General features: G+C 42.0%; 17 protein-coding genes, 1 tRNA gene and 1 pseudogene. 17 read left to right on the top strand and 2 right to left on the bottom strand.

From position 1 onward, the window contains the following. Nucleotides 1-66 precede the first annotated feature (66 nt). The 14 genes from IQ259_RS05430 to IQ259_RS05365 all read left to right on the top strand — a co-directional run bounded on the left by IQ259_RS05430 (nucleotide 67) and on the right by IQ259_RS05365 (nucleotide 13,201). Nucleotides 67-840, top strand: a complete 774-nt coding sequence (locus IQ259_RS05430; protein ID WP_193882055.1) for a HEAT repeat domain-containing protein — start codon at nucleotides 67-69, stop codon at nucleotides 838-840. A gap of 96 nt (nucleotides 841-936) precedes the next feature. Continuing rightward, nucleotides 937-1,560 (top strand): HEAT repeat domain-containing protein, encoded by a 624-nt coding sequence (locus IQ259_RS05425; protein WP_193882052.1) that lies wholly within the window; start codon nucleotides 937-939, stop codon nucleotides 1,558-1,560. A gap of 545 nt (nucleotides 1,561-2,105) precedes the next feature. After that, nucleotides 2,106-2,627 carry a phycocyanin subunit beta gene (locus IQ259_RS05420; protein ID WP_193882049.1) on the top strand — a complete coding sequence of 174 codons (522 nt, stop codon included), beginning with the start codon at nucleotides 2,106-2,108 and terminating at the stop codon, nucleotides 2,625-2,627. An 82-nt stretch (nucleotides 2,628-2,709) separates the two neighbouring features. Next, on the top strand, nucleotides 2,710-3,201 hold the full coding sequence (gene cpcA / locus IQ259_RS05415) for a phycocyanin subunit alpha (protein ID WP_193882046.1): 492 nt from the start codon (nucleotides 2,710-2,712) through the stop codon (nucleotides 3,199-3,201). Nucleotides 3,202-3,354: 153 nt separating this feature from the next. Beyond that, nucleotides 3,355-4,215 (top strand): phycobilisome linker polypeptide, encoded by an 861-nt coding sequence (locus tag IQ259_RS05410; RefSeq protein ID WP_193882043.1) that lies wholly within the window; start codon nucleotides 3,355-3,357, stop codon nucleotides 4,213-4,215. A 51-nt stretch (nucleotides 4,216-4,266) separates the two neighbouring features. Then, nucleotides 4,267-4,509, top strand: a complete 243-nt coding sequence (locus IQ259_RS05405) for a phycobilisome linker polypeptide (RefSeq protein WP_193882040.1) — start codon at nucleotides 4,267-4,269, stop codon at nucleotides 4,507-4,509. Nucleotides 4,510-4,518: 9 nt separating this feature from the next. Further along, on the top strand, nucleotides 4,519-5,334 hold the full coding sequence (locus tag IQ259_RS05400; protein WP_193882037.1) for a HEAT repeat domain-containing protein: 816 nt from the start codon (nucleotides 4,519-4,521) through the stop codon (nucleotides 5,332-5,334). A gap of 66 nt (nucleotides 5,335-5,400) precedes the next feature. After that, nucleotides 5,401-6,000 (top strand): HEAT repeat domain-containing protein, encoded by a 600-nt coding sequence (locus IQ259_RS05395; RefSeq protein ID WP_193882034.1) that lies wholly within the window; start codon nucleotides 5,401-5,403, stop codon nucleotides 5,998-6,000. Between the two features lie 37 nt (nucleotides 6,001-6,037). Next, nucleotides 6,038-6,877, top strand: coding sequence for a phycobilisome rod-core linker polypeptide (locus tag IQ259_RS05390; RefSeq protein WP_193882031.1), 840 nt, complete (start codon nucleotides 6,038-6,040; stop codon nucleotides 6,875-6,877). Between the two features lie 114 nt (nucleotides 6,878-6,991). After that, nucleotides 6,992-7,735 (top strand): phycobilisome rod-core linker polypeptide, encoded by a 744-nt coding sequence (locus tag IQ259_RS05385; RefSeq protein ID WP_193882028.1) that lies wholly within the window; start codon nucleotides 6,992-6,994, stop codon nucleotides 7,733-7,735. Between the two features lie 276 nt (nucleotides 7,736-8,011). Continuing rightward, nucleotides 8,012-8,704, top strand: a complete 693-nt coding sequence (locus IQ259_RS05380) for a phycobilisome rod-core linker polypeptide (protein WP_193882025.1) — start codon at nucleotides 8,012-8,014, stop codon at nucleotides 8,702-8,704. A gap of 110 nt (nucleotides 8,705-8,814) precedes the next feature. Further along, nucleotides 8,815-9,582, top strand: coding sequence for a phycobilisome rod-core linker polypeptide (locus IQ259_RS05375; RefSeq protein WP_193882022.1), 768 nt, complete (start codon nucleotides 8,815-8,817; stop codon nucleotides 9,580-9,582). 355 nt (nucleotides 9,583-9,937) lie between these two features. Continuing rightward, the gene (locus IQ259_RS05370) at nucleotides 9,938-12,481 is read left to right on the top strand and encodes an ABC transporter substrate-binding protein (RefSeq protein WP_193882020.1); all 2,544 of its coding nucleotides are present in this window, start codon (nucleotides 9,938-9,940) and stop codon (nucleotides 12,479-12,481) included. Between the two features lie 258 nt (nucleotides 12,482-12,739). Then, nucleotides 12,740-13,201: an orange carotenoid protein N-terminal domain-containing protein gene (locus IQ259_RS05365; protein ID WP_193882017.1), complete on the top strand. Its 462-nt coding sequence runs from the start codon at nucleotides 12,740-12,742 to the stop codon at nucleotides 13,199-13,201. A 236-nt stretch (nucleotides 13,202-13,437) separates the two neighbouring features. Here the strand turns inward: IQ259_RS05365 and IQ259_RS05360 are convergent, their stop codons facing one another. After that, complete coding sequence (locus tag IQ259_RS05360; protein ID WP_228014378.1) at nucleotides 13,438-13,758, bottom strand: hypothetical protein; 321 nt, start codon at nucleotides 13,756-13,758, stop codon at nucleotides 13,438-13,440. 276 nt (nucleotides 13,759-14,034) lie between these two features. Next, the gene (locus IQ259_RS05355) at nucleotides 14,035-15,393 is read right to left on the bottom strand and encodes a GTPase family protein (protein WP_193882011.1); all 1,359 of its coding nucleotides are present in this window, start codon (nucleotides 15,391-15,393) and stop codon (nucleotides 14,035-14,037) included. A gap of 311 nt (nucleotides 15,394-15,704) precedes the next feature. Here IQ259_RS05355 and IQ259_RS05350 point away from each other — a divergent pair, with 311 nt between their 5' ends. The 3 genes and pseudogenes from IQ259_RS05350 to IQ259_RS05340 all read left to right on the top strand — a co-directional run. Next, nucleotides 15,705-16,574 carry a metal ABC transporter permease gene (locus IQ259_RS05350; RefSeq protein ID WP_193881995.1) on the top strand — a complete coding sequence of 290 codons (870 nt, stop codon included), beginning with the start codon at nucleotides 15,705-15,707 and terminating at the stop codon, nucleotides 16,572-16,574. A gap of 73 nt (nucleotides 16,575-16,647) precedes the next feature. After that, nucleotides 16,648-16,720 (top strand) — tRNA-Phe (locus IQ259_RS05345). Between the two features lie 1,000 nt (nucleotides 16,721-17,720). Continuing rightward, a pseudogene (locus IQ259_RS05340) lies at nucleotides 17,721-18,174 on the top strand (hypothetical protein); the annotation flags it as partial.

Raw genomic sequence — 18,174 nt, 5'->3', positions numbered from 1 at the left:
ATTCTTTTCCAAATAGGGTGTAAGGCTTACCCTTACGCCCTTATCGCCTTACACCCTTACTTAATAATGACTACAACTAATACTGCCGAACCTATTCTTTCACCAGAAACCGCGATCGCAGCATTATCTAGTGACGACAACCAAATTCGTTATTATGCTGCTTGGTGGCTAGGTAAACATCAAGTGCAAGCTGGCTGTACGGCGCTGTGCGATGCTTTGTTTGATCAGCGCTATCGCATTCCATCGGGCGGTTATCCTCTGCGCCGTCAAGCGGCAAGAGCTTTAGGACAATTAAAAAATCCCCAAGCTGTACCAGCGTTAATTGCAGCGTTGGAATGTGATGAGGATTTGCGTCTTCGGGAAGCGGCGATCGCAGCTTTAGCAACTATTGGCGACAAAAGAGCGGTAATGCCTTTGCTAAATCTTTTGCAAACTAGTCAAGAGCAACCCTATGAAGTCCTGATTGAAGCACTAGCTAGTCTCCAAGTTTGGTCAGCACGTCCGCAAATTGAACCGTTTCTCAAACATCCTTCCGAGCGAGTGCAATGTGCAGCTGCTCGATATATGTATCTTTTGACGCAGCAGCCGCAATACATTGAACGTATTGTCAAAAACCTCAACCATGACAATATGTATTTACGCTGGGCTGCTGTATTTGATTTGGGGGCTGTTGGTCATCAACAAGCCATACAGGCAATCTTAACGGCGAATGTTCCTAATAGTTTGAAGCTGTTAAATTTGAAGCGAATTTTAGAAATGCTTTTAAATAGTAGTGATTCCCAAAAAGCAACAGCTTTGTTAGTTTTTCGAGCAATTGATGACTTATTAATTCTGCTTTGAAATGTAAAAAATTAGATTTCCGACTTTTCCTAGAGACGTTGCATTGTAACGTCTCCACATGTATTGCAACATTTCTACAAAAATTATCGGTAGGCTATGAACACACACACATCTGACGATATTCAGCAGTTAATTTCACAAATTAATCATGCCTCAACTCCTCAAGAGGCAATAGCAGCAATTAACGCTATAGCTACCAGTAGTAGCACAGAAGAACTAGCCACGATCAATGCCGTAACTACAGCTTTGAGCCATCACCATCAGGCTGTTAGGACTGAGGCTGTGGCAGCGTTAGTCAAGTTAGGAAATACGATAGTTAAGCCGTTAATTGCAGCATACAAAGCTTCGCCAGATCAGAGGTTACAAGCTCATATTATTCAAGCTGTAGCTCAAATTGGTTCTCCAGATGCGTTGGATTTGTTAGTGGAAGTTGTGGGTACCACAGTAGCTAATCATTGTCAGGGTAATGTCCGCCGGATTGCTGCACGGGGTTTAGGAAAAATTGCTACCAATTCTCCCGACGCAGAAGTTATTCGCCATGTCCAAGAAAAGCTGATTTGGGCTTTGCTCACACCCGAAGATTGGGGATTACGTTACGCTGCGGCTGTGGCTTTGCAAGAGATAGCCACGCCAGAAGCTCAGGCGGCTTTACAACAGGCGATCGCTCAAGAAGTCGATTTAGTTGTGCGATCGCGCATGGCTTTAGCTACAGGTCACTGACTCTAAACCAAGCACTCACCCAAATGTTGCGAAATATTTATTTTATGTTTCTTTACAATAACCTTTTTGATGCAAAATCAGCTTTAAAACGGCAATGTCTTGTTTAGTAAGGGTTTTAGCACAATTAAAAAAATATTAAACTAGTCTAATTTTGCTGGAAAATTTGACAAATATGAACTTATGTAACGAAAAATCTCGGCTTTTCTCACTTAAACCCCTTGTATGTAAAGGATTTGAGGTGGTTCTTATTCGGACAACTTATTTATTCATAATTTGTAACAAATAAAGGATCTATAGCGTTGTATAAACATAAGCTGGAGGGGTAAATAACAGACAGAACTTAAACAAGGCAGTCAATTCGTAAAAGTTGCTAGTTTCTCATAAAACAATCCCTGATTCTCATAATTTTCCCGCATGAAGTAACAGGGCTGATTGAGAATAGCCAAAAACGTAGTTGGATGCTGGGTCTGGTTTACTTCATACCAAATTGATAAAACATTGCCAGTTTTAATCGAGACATCTCTCAAATTAGGAGATTAGAGTCCATGACATTAGATGTATTTACCAAGGTAACTTCTCAAGCTGACGCTAGAGGCGAATTTTTGAGCAACGAACAGTTAGATGCTTTATCTAACGTTGTTAGAGAAGGTAGCAAGCGTTTAGATGTTGTAAACCGGATTACAAGCAACGCTTCTGCGATTGTTACCAACGCAGCTCGTTCTTTGTTTGAAGAGCAACCCCAATTGATCGCTCCTGGTGGTAACGCTTACACCAACCGTCGCATGGCTGCTTGCTTACGCGACATGGAAATCATCTTGCGTTATGTCACCTACGCTATTTTAGCTGGTGATGCAAGTGTCCTGGATGATCGTTGCCTAAACGGCTTGCGTGAAACCTACCAAGCTCTAGGTACACCTGGTTCTTCTGTAGCTGTTGGCGTTCAGAAGATGAAAGATGCTGCTGTTGCGATCGCTAACGATCCTAACGGTATCACCAAAGGCGATTGCAGTGCATTGATCTCCGAAGTAGCAAGCTACTTTGATCGTGCTGCTGCTGCTGTTGCTTAATAGCAATCAAAAAGCCCCACTTAATACGAAAGTATTAGGAAACCAGGTAAAAGACTAAGAAATACCAAGGAGATTTGAAAACATGGTTAAAACACCAATTACCGAAGCGATCGCAGCTGCTGATACCCAAGGACGTTTCCTGAGCAACACCGAACTACAAGCTGTTAACGGTCGTTATGTACGTGCTGCTGCTAGTATGGAAGCTGCTCGTGGTTTGACCTCCAATGCTCAACGCTTGATTGATGGTGCAACCCAAGCTGTTTACCAAAAATTCCCCTACACCACCCAAACACCCGGCCCTCAGTTTGCTGCTGACAGCCGTGGTAAATCCAAATGCGCTCGTGACGTTGGTCACTACCTCCGCATCGTTACCTACAGCTTGGTAGCTGGTGGTACTGGCCCCTTGGATGAATACTTGATTGCTGGCTTGGCTGAAATCAATAGCTCCTTTGATTTGTCTCCCAGCTGGTATGTAGAAGCTCTGAAGCACATCAAAGCTAATCATGGCTTGTCTGGTCAAGCTGCTAACGAAGCTAACACCTACCTTGACTACGCTATCAACGCTCTTAGCTAGATAGTATTCTGCCCGGGGAGGGATACAAGTGCTGGATGGAATCACCTAGCAGTTGGATCTAGCCCCGGGCATAGTTTTAGGTGGAGATAGATAAAAAGCTTTATTCAGCAAGCAGTCGGCACTAGTAGCCGTATATCAATAAGGGGATAGAAAATGGCAATTACAACAGCAGCATCCAGGTTAGGGACAGAGCCTTACAGCGAAGCACGTCGAGTTGAACTGCGCCCCAACGCCAGCAAAGAAGAAGTCGAAGCAGTGATTCGGGCTGTGTATCGGCAAGTTTTGGGTAATGACTACATCATGGCATCAGAACGCCTGGTCAGTGCAGAATCGCTCCTGCGGGATGGGAACCTGACAGTGCGGGAGTTTGTGCGTAGCGTTGCCAAATCAGAACTCTACAAAACCAAATTTTTCTATAACAGCTTCCAAACTCGGTTGATCGAACTCAACTACAAACATTTGTTGGGTCGCGCTCCTTACGATGAGTCAGAAGTTGTTTATCACCTCGACTTGTACCAAAACAAAGGTTACGACGCTGAAATTGACTCTTACATTGATTCTGTAGAGTATCAAAACAACTTCGGTGATGGCATTGTACCTTACTATCGTGGTTTTGAAACTCAAGCAGGGCAAAAAACCGTAGGCTTTAACCGGATATTCCGGCTATATCGTGGCTATGCCAATAGCGATCGCGCCCAAGTAGAAGGGACAAAATCTCGTCTAGCAAGGGACTTGGCTAGTAATAAAGCTTCCTCAATTGTTGGCCCCTCTGGCAGTAATAACAACTGGGGTTTCCGGGCAACAGTGGATGTGGCTCCGAAGCGAAATTTAGGCAACGCAGTCGGACAAGCTGATCGTGTTTACCGCATCGAAGTTACAGGGATTCGCAATCCTGGCTATCCAAGTGTGAGACGGAGCAGCACAGCTTTTATCGTGCCTTACGAACGGCTTTCTGACAAAATCCAGCAAATTCACCGACAAGGCGGCAAAATCGTCAGCATCATACCCGCTTAAGATTGATTGCTGGAATAGGGATTGTAAAACCAAACAGGAGATATAGAAGTAATGTTCGGTCAAACCACACTTGGTGCTAGTAGCGTTTCTTCATCTGCTAGTCGCGTATTTCGTTACGAAGTTGTAGGCTTGCGGCAAAACTCCGAAAGCGACAAAAATAAATACAGCATTCGTAATAGCGGTAGCGTATTTATTACAGTGCCATATAGCCGGATGAATGAAGAATATCAAAGAATTACTCGCCTCGGCGGCAAAATCATCAAAATTGAGCCGTTAACAGCTGAAGAAAATTAACTCCAGGAAATGATAGAACCCAGCGCAGAAGAATACTCTGCTGAGAACAATCCACAACTCACACCAGAATTAGCGATAGCTAACCTGCAATCATCAGATTTAAGTCTCCGCTATTATGCAGCTTGGTGGCTGGGTAAGTTCCGGGTTAAAAGAGCAGATGCTGTAGATGCTTTACTTGCGGCATTACAAGATGAAGCCGACAGAACAGAACTTGGAGGTTATCCTCTACGCCGGAATGCAGCTAGAGCATTAGGTAAGTTAGGCGATGTCCGAGCAGTACCCAGCTTAATCGAGTGCCTAGAATGTTCTGACTTCTATGTGCGCGAAGCAGCCGCCCAGTCCTTGGAAATGTTGCGCGATAGCACTGCCGCATCAGCACTAAAAAAAATGTTAGATGGTGGTGTGGCCAAGGCCGTGCAAGTACCAGGACTACCCCATCTCACCCAGCCCTACGAAGCAGTAATCGAAGCCTTGGGAGCCATTGGTGCAACTGAGGCAATTACTCTCATTCAGCCTTTCCTAGAGCATCCAGTACCACGAGTACAGTGCGCCGCCGCCAGAGCCATGTACCAACTAACACAAAACCCAATCTACGGAGAGAGGTTAGTGTCAATGTTGGCTACAGGCGATCTGAAATTGCGTCGTGTTGTCTTAGGGGATTTGGGTGCAATTGGGTATTTGGCAGCAGCAGAAGCGATCGCTCAGGCTAAAGTCGAAAATAGCTTCAAACTCATTGCCCTGAAAGGATTGCTAGAGCATCAATTAACCCAAGAGTTAAACGATGACGCAATTCGGGTAATGAACCTGATGGATGCACTTTTATAGTCACTTGTCATTTGTCCTTTGTCAAAAGCTGATAACTGATAACTGATGACTGATAACTGATGACCGATGACTGATGAACTAATTCGTGCCGTTGCCCTTGCTGACACACCAGCCCAAATGGTGACAGCAGTGCAGAACTTGGCAGCAACAAAAGATATAGCTGCAATTCCTACCCTGATTGCGGTGTTTGGTTATAACAACCCAGCCGCCGCAGCCGTAGCAGTAACTGCCCTCACAGAAATGGGAGAAATCGCAGTCCCACAGCTAATATCTCAAATCGATGACTATAACTATGGCGCGCGGGCTTATTCGATTCGCACTTTAGCTGCGATCGCTAACCCTCGTGCTTTAGATGTATTAATCAGTACAGCTGCTACAGATTTTGCCCCCAGTGTTCGCCGTGCTGCTGCCAAAGGATTGGGAAACCTGCACTGGCATCAGCTAGATTTTCCCGAAAGCCATACAGCACCAAAACGAGCCTTAGAAACACTCCTATTTATTTCTCAAGACTCTGATTGGTCAATTCGGTATGCTGCTGTTGTTGGTTTACAAGCCTTGGCGCAAAAGACTGATTTGCAACAGTCTATTTTCGCCAGATTAGAACAAATGCTGGCAAACGATACCGAAAAGGCCGTCCGCGCTCGTGTGCAGTTAGCTTATCGTTAAGCTTGTTCATTTACCATAAAACAGGGTAAAAGTAAATATGTCAATCCCATTACTTAATTATTCACCAACTACACAAAACCAGCGTGTAGAAGGTTACGAAGTCCCCAACGAAGACACCCCAACGACTTATCGCTTGTCCGCTGCTACCGACGACAAAGATATTGATGCCATCATCTGGGCAGGATATCGGCAAATTTTCAGCGAACATTTAATCATTAAAAGCAATCGCCAACTTTTCCTAGAATCACAACTGCGAAATCGGGCGATTAACGTGCGAGATTTTATTCGGGGATTGGGTAAATCTGAAGTTTTCCGCACGCAAGTAGCAGATATCAACTCCAACTACCGCCTAGTTGACATTATCTTGAAGCGGTTCTTAGGACGCGCTGCCTATAATAAAGATGAAGAAATTGCCTGGTCAATAGTCATCGGCACTAAAGGCTTACACGGTTTCATTGATGCGTTATTAGACAGCGAAGAATACCTCACCAACTTTGGCGATGACATCGTACCTTACCAACGCCGCCGCTTCAAAGACAGACCCTTTAACTTAGTTAACCCCCGCTACAACAATTATTGGCGCGATCGCCAAACCCTCCTTTACTTGGGTGGACGTTCCTTCTACAATGCCCGTACCACAGGCTACGCCTCTCAAGAAGACATTCGTCGCGTAATTCCTAGCAACTTCATGGCAATGGCAGGAAGCATGATCACCGGCGAACGCAATTACCAACGAGTGACCGCTTCCGTCGTCTCCCAAATCAGAGACATCAAAATTCTCGACAACAGCCGTGAAGTTGGCACACCCCAACCAACTGTCAAACCCACAGCCGTTGCATTACCTTACCGTTATCTTCCAGGTACTAAGACAACCTAAAAGGCAGAAGTCAGGTAAGAGAGCAAGGGCGCAGAGGAGCAGAGGAGAATAATATCTTACTCAGCACTCAGCACTCAAAACTCAGCACTTTTTCAATGATAAAACCCTAAAAATATGGCAATTCCCTTACTAGAATACAAACCCAGTTCCCAAAACCAGCGCGTCCCTGGGTACGAAATCCCCAACGAAAATACCCCCAGACCCTACCGCATCGAAGACTGCGCTGATAACGGCGATCTTCAAGAATTAATTTGGGCAGCTTATCGCCAAGTATTTAGCGAACACGAAATCTTGAAATTCTTCCGCCAAGGCAACTTAGAATCGCAAGTGAAGAATCGCGCCATTACCGTGCGTGACTTCATTCGGGGTTTAGCCAAGTCTGAAGCTTTTCGGACTTTAGTTATCCAAACCAACTCTAACTATCGTTTAGTAGAAATTGCCCTCAAACGGTTTTTAGGTCGTGCGCCTTATAATAAAGACGAAGAGATTGCTTGGTCAATCAAAATAGCAACTGCTGGTTGGGATGGTTTTGTTGATGCCTTGATCGACTCTCAAGAGTATCTCACCAACTTCGGCGAAAACATAGTTCCCTACCAACGTCGTCGCTATAAAGATAGACCATTCAATCTAGTCACCCCTCGCTATGCTGACTACTGGCGCGACAAGCTAGAAGACGCTCGCTATAAAGAAGGTGACATCAAAAACTTCATGGAACTGGCTAATTCCCTCAGTATTAGAACAGTCACCTACACACCAGTTAACCTTACCAACATCAAAATTCCCGACACCACCAGAGAAACCACACCTCAAGGTATTCCGGTTTCTATCAATTCCAGCGCTAATTTCCCCGTGCGGTAAAAAACTTTTGTTTAGTGGTTTGATCAAGGTATAAGAAGGTCACAAAATTTGCATCATCAAACGAACAACCTTCTAAATATTTTTTCGCTTAAATACTAATCGTAAAAAATGACGAGTAATTCATACCAAGTCACTAAAATCTGGCGACAGATTCAAAACTCAAAACCCTAACCATAGTTGACTTTCTTAATTACGAATTACGAATTACGAATTACGAATTGGTATAAGACGGACTAAGTATAAGATGCCAACCTTATCCTGAAGGCGGTCTTTAGTATGGCATTACCTTTACTGGAATACAAACCCACAACTCAAAATCAACGAGTTAGAAGCTTTGGTACGGCAGATGTAAACGAAGATACACCTTATATCTACCGAAGAGAAACAGCTAACTCTCCTAGCGAAATTGAGCAACTAATTTGGGCTGCTTATCGCCAAATTTTCAATGAGCAGGAAATTCTGAAATTTAACCGCCAAATAGCCCTAGAAACCCAACTCAAAAATCGGTCAATCACGGTTAAAGATTTTATCCGAGGTTTGGCTAAGTCAGAGCGATTTTATCAGCTGGTTGTCACACCCAATAATAACTATCGGCTGGTAGAAATGTGCCTGAAACGTTTGTTGGGTCGCGCTCCCTATAATCGGGAAGAAGAAATAGCTTGGTCTATTCAAATCGCTACTCGCGGTTGGAGTGGATTTGTAGACGCTTTGATAGACAGTGAAGAATACACTCAAGCCTTCGGTGACTATACTGTACCCTATCAACGCAAACGCAAGACCGTAGACCGACCATTCAGCTTTACGCCCCGCTATGGTGCTGACTATCGAGACAGAGCAGGTATCACCAGTTCTCAAGTATCTGAACGGAAACTTGATGGAACTGCAATGTTAGCTGTATTACTTGTAATGTCGGCAGGAATAACTTTCTTGTTGGTACTAAATTGGTTAGGAATTAATACTGGCTTCTAACCTAATGCGGGACAATAGATAAAGCATGAGTGAGGATTTGAGCAATCAAACCTCCTCGTTTTTCACCAGCTAAATCTCTGTGTAATCTTTTAATAAGAGGAAAAAGTAGCATGGCATTGCCATTACTTCAATACAAACCCAGCAGTCAAAACCACCGAGTCAAAAGCTTTGGTGTTGCTGACCAAAATGAAAATACACCCTATATCTATCGTATAGAAGATGTCAGTTCTTATACTGACATGCAAAACATCATTTGGGCAACTTACCGTCAAGTCTTTAGCGAACATGAAATTCTCAAGTTCAACCGCCAAGTAACTTTGGAATCTCAACTCAAAACTGGCGCAATCTCTGTACGCGACTTTATCCGTGGTTTGGCTAAGTCTGAAGCTTTCTATCGTTTGGTTGTTTCTGTCAACAACAACTATCGTTTAGTTGATATTACTCTCAAACGCTTGTTAGGTCGTTCTGCTTACAACAAAGAAGAAGAAATTGCTTGGTCAATCGTAATTGGAACCAAAGGTTTTGGTGGCTTTGTTGATGCTATTGTAGACAGCGAAGAATATACCCAAAGCTTTGGCGAAAATACAGTACCATACCAACGTAAACGTATGGTAGATCGTCCGCACAACTTGGTTACACCTCGTTACGGCGAAGACTTCCAAGAAAAAGCCGGTACAGTCCAAACCGACTGGCGCTTTACTTTGGACAAATTCTACAGCCGCAAGTCTAAAGAAAAACGCCTTGCTGAAGGCGACCCACGCAAGTATGCTGATATGGCAGCATCAGTCAGTGGTAGTGGTAACTACGCTCAAAGACTGTCTTCCTTTGATATCGATTATCTTGCAGCAGTACCTTACCGTGGCGGCAACAGACGCTAGGATTTAAGTCCTGATTAGCTAAAATTTTATACTGGGTCTAGTTTTTGCGTTGATGTAACGACCAGCAGCTTATTTGTTAGTTGGATGTTACCTTGAGTGAAAGCTAGACCCAGTAGCTTTTTATAGTATCCATTTCAAAAAACTGCAATAATAACTGTACGCAATCTATACCCGTAGTATCCAGTACCGCATCCCAAATATTTGAAACTTGGGAGCTATACCTGGTACTTATAGTCTATTCAGCAAAAAAACTGCTTTAATTTCGATTGTTCTGGTGTGTTCTGTGAAATTGTCAAGTTGCTGATATTCCATGAAGGTGAGTACTTATCGCTCTGTTCTACCCAAAGGTTAATCTATGAGAGTTTACTGTACAAATCCTAACTGCCACACTCCAGAAAACGATATTGCTGACAAATTTCTTCCCGCCAAAGGTAAACAAAAATTTTGTAGTAATTGTGGAATGCGTCTAGTTTTAAGGACTCGCTACATACCTTTAGAGCAAATAGGTAGTGGAGGATTTGGCAGAACTTTTCGCGCCTGGGATTCTAATTTAGAACACGAGTGTTTAATCAAACAGCTACGACTAACAAATATTTCTAACGCTCAATGGACACCTGCACAGTTGCAATACATCCAAAAATCTTTTAAAAGAGAGGCACAAGCTTTATGTCATTTAAACCATCCGCAAATACCCAGACTATGGGATTTTTTTGAACTTTCTGCGCCACAGTCAGAGGAATCTGAGCAAACATTAGAAACTGCACAAGTAGTATTTTATTTAGTACAAGATTATATAAAAGGCAGCAATCTTCGACAACTAAAAAATGAGAGATGGTCAGAGGATGAAGTTACCCAACTTTTACGACAAATTTTACCAGTTTTAGATTACATTCACAATCTTCAACCTGTGATGTTAATCCATAGAGATATTAAGCCAGAGAATATTATTCTTGATACTAATAAAAAATTCTATTTAATTGATTTTGGTGCTGTTAAGCAAGCTGTCACAGGGATACCAGCGGAACAATCTATTGCCATAGCAACACCAGGGTACGCATCACCAGAACAAAGGGCAGGTTTAGCAGTATATCCATCTTCAGACTTATATTCTCTAGCAGCGACTTGTGTTTCCTTACTAACATTAAAACCCGCTGAAGATTTGCGAATTGGAGATATTTGGAGTTGGAGAAGATATGTTGATGTCAGTGACAAATTGGCAACAATTTTAGATACTATGCTATCGGCTGAAAGAAGTCATCGTTTTCAGTCTGCGCGTCAAGTAATGGAAGTTTTAGAAAACCAAAAAAAATCAGCGCCAACACCGCTACCAGAAAATCCTCCAACACCCCTCCAACACCAAAATTCACTGATACTAGAAAAAAAGCCTCCAGAGCTTCAACCCCAAAAATTACAGTCATCCGAACAGGCTTCAATACAACCATCAATATCGTCACAGCCACCACGCTCTTTGCAAAAATGGAGGATGGTTCTGATTGGAGGGTTAGGAAGTGTGATTTTAGGGTTGCTTGCTTTAGTGTCTTTATATACTAGACCTCATAATCCCATTTGTATTGATGATCCTTACTTCAGTTGCGGTGAAAAATCACTTTTACAGTACCCAGAAAAAATATTAGGTTCAGTCGATTTCAGACAAGGAACTGAAGCTTTTAAAAAAGGACAATATCAGGAAGCAATTGAAAATTTTTCTACTTATCTCAGTAATTATCCAAACATGCCAGAATTTCGGATTTATTTAAATAATGCTAGAGCAGCTAAAAGTAAAGAGTTGATCAAAATAGCTATATGTCTTCCAATACTCAAAGATAATGGTCTTGGAGTAGAGCAACTTTTGCGAGGAATTGCTGTTGTTCAAGAAGAAATTAATACAGAAGCGAAGAAATCTATTAATGGAAAAAAGTTGCTCATTCAAATTTGTAACGATCAACAAAATCGCACTATTGCTCGCCAAGTTGCTGAAAAATTGATGCAAGATAAACAAGTTTTAGGAGTTGTTGGTCATTACTTCACCCTCACAACCTCAGCAGCTGGAAAGGTTTACGGCGAGCCACAATATGGTGACAACAGATTAGTTAGCATTTCTCCTACTAGCACGGCTGTTCGAGAAACTCATTTTAATCAGGGAGAGGTTATAGATATAAATAGATATGTTTTTCGTGTGTCTCCAAGAGATTTTCATTTGGCTAAACCTCTGGTTGATTACATACTCAATAAACAAGGTTCCAAGATTGCAATATTTTTTAATCATTTAGAGCCTGCTAGTGTATCTTTCAGCCAAGGATTCAAAAAAGTATTTGGTCACCGAGGACAAGTTGTTAATGAATGTGACTTTTTTGAATATCAAAATAAGCCATTTGTGGTATCCCAGTGTTTACAAAGGGCTAAAAAACAAAAAACTGATATCATCTTATTGACTATTAGTCGTGATATTCTAAACCGAGAAATTAATAAAATATTGCAGGATAGCCAAGATACTATTGTTATATCTGGCCCTACAGCTTATCTTGAGAGTGTGCCAATTAGCAATGCTATATTTGAGAAGTTAGTTATTGCTGTTCAATGGCACAGAAGTAGTGATAACAATTTATCGCTCCTGGAGCAAAAATCGCTTAAACTTTGGGGAACTAAAGACATCAACTTTGCTAGTGCAATGACATACGATGCAACTCAAGCACTTGTGGAAGGTTTAAGAAGAAGTGGCAATAATCCCACTCGGAAACGGTTATATGATGAATTGAGTAAACATAACTTTATGGTAGAAGGTGCTAAAACCAAAGTGCGGTTTGATAAAAACCACGATCGCGCTATTGATCAACAAAACATTAAAGACTTGGTTTTTTTAGTTTCACCTAAAGATGGCGAGTTTCAAATAATTAAATAAATCTTAATTTTTCAGAAATTTACAGCTAAATAACATAATTGGTGTGTGAGCGATCGCACTTATCTATTTGAGTATGATCCGTTACTTATTAGCTTATAGTGTATGATTTACATCTGTCAAAAGCGGCAAAACTCATTTCTGTCTCCGGTAGGGTTAAACCACAACGCTTGATCTATAAGATTTTGTCAGTGAGTGACTAGTTAACTGTCATGAGTGATTTTAATCACATAGGTTTATTCAAGCGATCGGAGATATTCCATGACTTATGCAACCGACGAAAGCACAAGACAAGCTGTAGAACAATTTCACCAGTTTGATGTTGATACGCAATTAGCTTTACTGTGGTTTGGCTATCTCGATATCAAAGAAGAATTGCTTCCTTCGGGAAACGTTGCTGCTGAAATAGATACGGCTAATGCTGTGTATAATCAAATCCAGGCTTTGCCAAGAGAACAGCAGTTACAAGCGCAACGTGATATTATTAGCTGTGAAAATACTGATATTAGTCGTGCTTACACTAGCTTACATTCTAGTGGCAAATTGGAATTCTGGTTACGCCTAGCACAAGGTATGGAAAACGAGCAGATTATTCCCATGCCTTCTGACTATGAATTACCAACAGAAACAAATGATTTTGTAGAACGTATTGAACAGTTGGATTTGGAACAGCGCATTGATTTTATGCGTAGTGTTGCATTAGAAATGGGTGCGAAGCAATAAGCAGCTATCTCAACAACATAAAAAAGGGTGCGTTACTAAAACAACGCACTCAAACTCAATATTCTTATAAGCTGTTACATATATAGCTATCTATCTACAATTAAAAGCGGGACTTTAGCAACTTCAGCTAATATTTCAGCATAGTTTAAGTAGAAAGGTGCAAATAAACCGAACTATGTAACGGAAAGTAAAGTAGCTTGAAAACCTCTTCCCTTCTGCCTTCTGCCCTCTGCCTCCTACCTTGTCATAACGACAATTTTTAACACCGGCCTACTTAGTAAAACGTGTCTGACTTGATTTAATTCTGTTCTTAATTCTTGATTTCTATTCCATAATTTTTCATGTTCAACAGGCGATACATCCTCTGGTTTTTTGCTTTCATAATCTAACAGTAAAGGATGCCATTTAGCTAAAACAGGGCGTAAAACAGTGTTGAGAACCGCTATTGCTAAATAACCAAAAGATATTTGGCTTTCATTTTTACATCGAGCGATAGAAGCGCCATGTTTTTTTAATATTTCTCTGGTAGTGGCGAATACTGAATAAAGAGAAGACAAGGCTTCTCGCAGCAAACCTTCATCAAGTTTAAGCTCTACAATAGATATACGCGTTATTAATTCTACATAGAGTGCCTAAGCAGCCTTCTCTTCGTTTTCATCAGGCTCCCAGGAACCTTCAATTTCATCAATAAACGGTAACTGAATTTTAACTTTAATATTTTTACTAATAGGCATAATACTTGACTCCTGCTTTTTACTATATAATAGTAAACCGCTTCAATAAATCTACATATATAAAATTACCACCCAAATAAAGTTGCTTGTCACAAAAATTTAGCGTTTAATTCCCTTAAACCGTTCTTTAGCCGCCTGAAACTCCTCTCGCATCACAGATTGAATCTGTTGCGGATCGGGCTTTTTCCCACCCATAATATCACCAAAGTAAACACAAGCAGCTTCACCTAAAGACCAAGTATAAGCCGCTGCCCAAGAAGCTGCGATCGCACTGCCAAAGCCAGGGATAAATTTAACTAACTCTCTTCCCACAGCTTGGGCTAAAAATCCACCAGCGATCGCACTGACAATACCACCAGCTTGGGATGGTGTGATTGTTTGTCCGTACAATTTACCTAAAAGTCCTACCATCGATACTTGCAATGTCGTTAACACAGGCATAGTTGCAAAAGGTAAAGGTATAGCTGCCAGTGTTGCTGCCATAATCGAAAATGTGAGCATGTAACGCCGTCCAGCATCACGGTAGATGTTACCAATTTGTTTACCTACTCCCTGAGCTAATAACTGATTAATGGCACGGGCTTCGGCTTCTGGCAACAATTCCGCCAAGGAATCTCGAAATGCTTCTAAACCATAAAATATGGGATTGTAACCATCTTCTTCTAAAGTGAAGTCAATGAGAACAGAGCGATCGCACAATCCGGCAAAGGCTTGCTGAATTTCGACAAAGGCTCGCTGAACTTCCTCATAATCTGGCGGATAAACCGGATGATCAGCTGCATCGGGAGGATAAACTTCATGCAAACATGTAACCGCCAAGAGACAGGGAATATCTGGATATTGCTGACGTAGTTTTTGGGCAATTTGTCGTAACGCATCCGTGGCAAAATCATTAATCTTGACGGTGAGAATTAACACCCTTGCACCACGACTCGACTGTTGCAAATCACCCACCAACTCTTGAATAATTGCCTGAGTTTCTCGGTTGATATCTCCTAATCCCACCGTATCTGTAAAAATTAGCAACGGCAGATCATTAGAAGGATAGGCGTAGCGCTGAGTGTGCTGCGTATGGGGACGGAATCCTTGCCCGATAATCTCCGCCGAAACTCCCGTAAGCCCTCGCACAATCGAACTTTTACCAGCTTGAGGCTTACCAATCAACAAAGCTTCGGTAGTTGGCAGTTCGGCGCGTACAACTTCTAAAATCTCTGCCACCTGAGCTTCGCTGACACTATACCATTCAACAACAGTCTGTGATACTTGCTCTACGGGTAGGAACTGCATCACGCTGGTTGTGGCTTTCTTCCAGACATCTGCAATGCGGTTTGTCCAAGGATCATTAGTCGGCTTGGTTGTCCCATTTCTAGGAGACATGTCCGTAGGTTGGTTGTCGTTTGGTTGATTCAACTGATGAGAATCCGCTGATGGCAAATCAGTATTAGGTTGGTCAGTCATAGTATCAAAACAGCAGATAAATTCCAACTTCATTTTGGCGATCAGCTACGCTGGGCGGAACGCCATCGCTCAAGATCCATAACTGCACTGAATCATTTACATTGCTTATATCTTGAAGACGCTCACTTGTAATTTTAGATGATTCAACGCTAAGGTCAGCATCAACATAGAATTAGTTATACCTTGGGATAGAGTTTCTCCCAAACTTCTTAAATGCTTGATCCTGTGTCCGCGCCTTAATTAATAGTTGATCAACTAAAAAGCTAAAAAATATACAGGTTTTTCAGTATTAATACAATTGAAGATTGCTTATGAATTTCTACTCTGATTATCAGATCGCAGAGCTAACCATTACTACTGGTAAAGATTTAGTAACTTTATTACAATTTCCCTTCATGCAACGAGCGCTGATTGGTGCGATGTTCATGGGGATACTTGGAGGATTACTAGGTAGCTTTGTTACCTTGCGTCAGTTATCGTTTTTTAGCCATGCCGTAGGTCATGCTGCATTAGTTGGTGTAGCCTTGGGTGTACTGCTACAGTTAAATCCAACTTGGATGCTGTTACCCTTTACTCTAATTTTTGGTGTTATTGTTCTTTACTTTGTCGATAAAACCGATTTAGCAAGCGACAGCGTACTGAGTATAGTTCTCTCAGGGGCATTAGCGATCGGTGTGATTCTTTCTGGTCTGATTCAGGGATATCGTGGCAGCCTGATGGCGGTGCTTTTCGGCGATATTCTTGCTATTGATGCCACAGATTTAGTGTTAACGCTGCTGGTGCTTGTTGGAAGCACCATATTTTTATTATCCACTCTGCGTCAGCAGATTTTGTTAACCCTGAATACTGATGTAGCCAAAGTTCAAGGCATTCCAGTTGAATTATATCGCTATGCGTTTGTAGTTCTGCTTTCACTAGCTGTTGCTGTAGCGATTAAAGCCGTTGGAGTTTTATTAGTGAACGCCTTTTTGGTTATTCCTGCCGCTACAGCCAAACTGATGAGCCAGCAGTTTAGCCGTTTTCTGTTAATGTCCGTGGTATTTGGCTCTACTAGCAGCATTGCAGGCATTCTTGTGTCAGGTATTTTTAACCTAGCTTCTGGCCCTAGTATTGTTCTTGTCCAGTTTCTCCTATTTGTAACTGTTTTTATTGGGATCAAGTTGGGGTGGAAGACAGCATAATTTTTTTTAAAACCCTTGCGTAATCCTTCTTTGTTTGCTAAATTTATAAGTCGGGGCGCAAAACAAAGCCCGCGCCGGGATAGCTCAGTTGGTAGAGCAGAGGACTGAAAATCCTCGTGTCACGAGTTCAAGTCTCGTTCCTGGCATACATCACAGCCTAATACAATCTCTGGCATAAGACATAAACTGACATAAAACTGGCATAAGCTAGATGCACTAATAGTAGATACTTACTGCCCACTTCTGATTGTAGGTACGGTACACACAACCTTTTGTCATCTCTCAGCTTGGCTACGCTCCAGTAGGGTAGCAAGGGTGAATTACGTTACAGGTATCTTCAGGAGAAGCGACAGCAACACCTACGGGTGTTCTGAGTTGGTTCTATTCCTGGTAGTAAACTTGGCGGTGATTTTATGTCAGTTATGTCAGTTTGATATTCATGGACAATAAAAGGCGTTTACGGATATCTGATGCTTGTTCACTTATTGCTGTACAAAACAAGTACTTTACTGGGTATAGGGTAGGGGTAAAAAGTGAATGCCATTTACCCATGTCTTTTTTTATTGCACAGAAAATGACATATGTTTATGGCATAAAAGAAATAGGTGATGCTGGTAGCTTTTTCAGTAATGCTCTTGAGTTCCGTAGTATATATACACCTAGTTTGTTGAGGTGTTACGTAGAAATTTCATAAACCACTTATGCTTACATAAACGAGAGAGATTACTGCATTAGTGCTTAATTAGTGCGTTACCCAAACTGACAACCACACTCAATTAACATATTTTCATCTCTCTATATATGCGCGTTCGTGTGGGATGTAAGTATTCTCTTGTAGTTGGTACTGCCTTTGTGTTGGTGATTAAGTGCGTAGGTGACAGTAAAACTTCTTATCTCATAAATGATTAGTTCGCCTGAAAGGTATGCTGTACAGTCCTCTTCATTCAAAATTAGCTTGCTATCTGACAGTGTATTTCCGAGGGGGATATAGGGGTAAAAGTTGTATGTCATTTAGTGATGTCATTATTTATGTCATAGAAATTGCTTAAAGGGTGACAAGGCAACTATAAGCTATGCAGGACAAAACTTTGAGAGGATGGTGAAGACAAAAAATAGGGAGTACTGTTGTGACTCCCCTGGAAAAATATGTTTCCTGAATCTTACCAAAAAACCCTGCGTGGCCATCTGAATGAAAGCCAGTATATAACCGTACAGCTTCTGTTATTATGGCTACAAGTTCATCGACAGGTCAAACTCTCCGTTTTAGCGAGTGTCTTTCCACAACCGATTCAATATGGCAGTCGCAAGCGAAACCTGCAACGCTTTTTAAACTTGCCTCAACTCAATGTCAAACTTTTGTGGTTTCCCTTGATAAAATATTGGATTAGACAAGTACAAACGGGACGGAACTTAAATCGAGAGCAGCGTCGTCGTCTCCAGAGACTCAAACACCGTGAAAAAAGCAGGGGAGCAGGGAGCAGGGAGCAGGGGAGAAAAACCACCCACAAGGGGTGGGGCTTCCCTACGGGACGCTACGCGAACAACCAAGGGAGAAAAGGAGCAAGGGGGCTTTTGCCCACAAGGGGCAAGGTTTGTACCT

The organism is Fortiea sp. LEGE XX443 (assembly GCF_015206815.1).
Taxonomy (GTDB): domain Bacteria; phylum Cyanobacteriota; class Cyanobacteriia; order Cyanobacteriales; family Nostocaceae; genus Nostoc_B.
Note: the sequence above shows the minus strand (reverse complement) of the source record. Positions and strands in the feature narration are given on the sequence as shown.

Excerpts from the sequence above, each read along its gene's own strand:
- IQ259_RS05395 (WP_193882034.1), top strand. The coding sequence starts at position 5,401 with ATGACTGATGAACTAATTCGTGCCGTTGCCCTTGCTGACACACCAGCC.
- IQ259_RS05410 (WP_193882043.1), top strand. The coding sequence starts at position 3,355 with ATGGCAATTACAACAGCAGCATCCAGGTTAGGGACAGAGCCTTACAGC.
- IQ259_RS05430 (WP_193882055.1), top strand. The coding sequence starts at position 67 with ATGACTACAACTAATACTGCCGAACCTATTCTTTCACCAGAAACCGCG.
- IQ259_RS05375 (WP_193882022.1), top strand. The coding sequence starts at position 8,815 with ATGGCATTGCCATTACTTCAATACAAACCCAGCAGTCAAAACCACCGA.
- IQ259_RS05365 (WP_193882017.1), top strand. The coding sequence starts at position 12,740 with ATGACTTATGCAACCGACGAAAGCACAAGACAAGCTGTAGAACAATTT.
- IQ259_RS05370 (WP_193882020.1), top strand. The coding sequence starts at position 9,938 with ATGAGAGTTTACTGTACAAATCCTAACTGCCACACTCCAGAAAACGAT.
- cpcA (WP_193882046.1), top strand. The coding sequence starts at position 2,710 with ATGGTTAAAACACCAATTACCGAAGCGATCGCAGCTGCTGATACCCAA.
- IQ259_RS05425 (WP_193882052.1), top strand. The coding sequence starts at position 937 with ATGAACACACACACATCTGACGATATTCAGCAGTTAATTTCACAAATT.
- IQ259_RS05405 (WP_193882040.1), top strand. The coding sequence starts at position 4,267 with ATGTTCGGTCAAACCACACTTGGTGCTAGTAGCGTTTCTTCATCTGCT.
- IQ259_RS05355 (WP_193882011.1), bottom strand. The coding sequence starts at position 15,393 with ATGACTGACCAACCTAATACTGATTTGCCATCAGCGGATTCTCATCAG.
- IQ259_RS05400 (WP_193882037.1), top strand. The coding sequence starts at position 4,519 with ATGATAGAACCCAGCGCAGAAGAATACTCTGCTGAGAACAATCCACAA.
- IQ259_RS05420 (WP_193882049.1), top strand. The coding sequence starts at position 2,106 with ATGACATTAGATGTATTTACCAAGGTAACTTCTCAAGCTGACGCTAGA.
- IQ259_RS05385 (WP_193882028.1), top strand. The coding sequence starts at position 6,992 with ATGGCAATTCCCTTACTAGAATACAAACCCAGTTCCCAAAACCAGCGC.
- IQ259_RS05350 (WP_193881995.1), top strand. The coding sequence starts at position 15,705 with ATGAATTTCTACTCTGATTATCAGATCGCAGAGCTAACCATTACTACT.
- IQ259_RS05390 (WP_193882031.1), top strand. The coding sequence starts at position 6,038 with ATGTCAATCCCATTACTTAATTATTCACCAACTACACAAAACCAGCGT.
- IQ259_RS05380 (WP_193882025.1), top strand. The coding sequence starts at position 8,012 with ATGGCATTACCTTTACTGGAATACAAACCCACAACTCAAAATCAACGA.